The sequence below is a fragment of the Streptomyces sp. NPDC058662 genome, assembly GCF_042716255.1.
In the GTDB taxonomy this organism is placed as follows: domain Bacteria; phylum Actinomycetota; class Actinomycetes; order Streptomycetales; family Streptomycetaceae; genus Streptomyces.
In genome coordinates this window covers 1-1,553 of sequence record NZ_JBHXRU010000215.1, presented here as the reverse complement: position 1 = coordinate 1,553, position 1,553 = coordinate 1, and the positions used below count along the sequence as shown (strand labels likewise).

1 pseudogene is annotated in these 1,553 nt (G+C 85.2%); it reads left to right on the top strand.

Going from position 1 to position 1,553, the window contains the following annotated elements:
• Positions 1 to 470: 470 nt before the first annotated feature.
• A pseudogene (locus tag ACFWUQ_RS31445) lies at positions 471 to 1,553 on the top strand (hypothetical protein); the annotation flags it as partial.

Genomic DNA, 1,553 nt, shown 5'->3' with positions numbered 1-1,553 from the left:
CCCCGCCGGCTCCCGACGCAGCGCGCCCGCGCGACCTCCCCGCGGTCTCGCGCCGTGCGCGCCCCGGCGCGCCCTCGCCGAGCCCGGCGCCCCGCGACCCCGGCCCCTCCGGGGTGCGCGGCCGGGACGCGTCCGCGTCCGGCTCGGGCGTGCTCTCCCCGAAGGTCGTCCAGCCCTCCCGCTCGGGCCCGCCCGGGTCCGCGTCAACCCCCGACCGGCCCCTGCCCCATGCCGTGGGGCCCTCCCGCGGCGCCGACCACGCGTCCGGCCCCGCCGGTCCCCGTACGTCCGGCCCCGGTACGTCCGGCTTGGGCGCGCCCGCTCCAGACCGGCCCCTGCCGAACGCCGTACACCCGGCTCTCGGCGCCGACCGCGCGGCCGGTCCCCTCGGCGCCGGTGCGGCCGGTCCCGGCGGCACCCGTGCGGCCGGTCCCGGCGCGCCCGGATCCGCGTCCGGGCCCGCCCTGCCCATGCCCCACGCCGTACGGCCCGCCCCCGGGAGCGCCCGTACGGGCGCTCCGGCCGACCCGGCCGCCGTACGGCCGGCCCGCGACGGCGCCCCCGGTCGGGGCGCCGACGCCGGCGCATCGGCGCGCCCGTTCGTCGCGCGGGCCGCGGCCCGCGAGGGTGCGGCGGACGTCCCGCCGGGAGCCGGGCCGTCGGCAGCAGCTTCGTCGGGGGCGGCGGCCGGGGCCCCGTCGGGCGGGGCGCCCAGCACCCGCGGGCTCACGTCCACCCACTCCGCGGCCGTACTCGGCACGCCGGCTGCCGCCGTGCAGCGGGCCGGGACGGCGGGCGGCGGCGCCGACCGGGCCGGGGCCGGCCGTGCGCCGACCCCCGCGCGCTTCCCGCTGGTCCGCCGTATCGCGGTGGTCCCCGAGGCCTCCGCCGAAGCGACACCGCGCCCCCACGGGCCCTCGGCCGGCCCGTCGAAGCCCTCCGGGGCCTCCCGCTCCGCCGCACCGGGGCCCACCGCGGCCCCCGCGCGGCGGACCGCGGCCGACGCGACGAGGCCGACCGGCGCCCCCGCCGGCGACCGGGGCTCCGCACCCGCGCAGCGGACCGGCGCCACCCCCTCGCGGTCCACCGGCGCCCCCGCCGGGCCGATCCCCGCCACGCCTGCCCGGCGGACCGCCGCCGGGTCCCCACCCGTCCAGCGGGCCGCGAACGGCCCGTCGGGAGCTACCGGGACCTCGCGTTCCGGCGGATCCGGGAGCCCCCCGGACGCCGCCGGTGCGGGAACCGGCCGCGCGGACGGACGGCTGCCCGCCCCGGCGGGCCCCGCGCCCGCCGTGGTCCGGCCGCGCGCCGTCGGCCGCACGCTGACCGTGGCCCGGGTACCCGCCGCGCCCCGGCGCCGGGTGTCCGTCGTACGCCCCGCCGTCTCCCCGTCGGCCGGGGCGCCGTCCCCGGACGCGGCGGCGCAGCGCCCGGCGAGCCGTGCTCCGCTCGGCGCCCCGCTGACCGAACTGCCCGCCACCGCCCTGCCGTCGGGTCCGCGCGCCGCGGCGCCGGGCACCGAGGCCGCCCCGGCGCTGCCCGTGGTCCAGCGC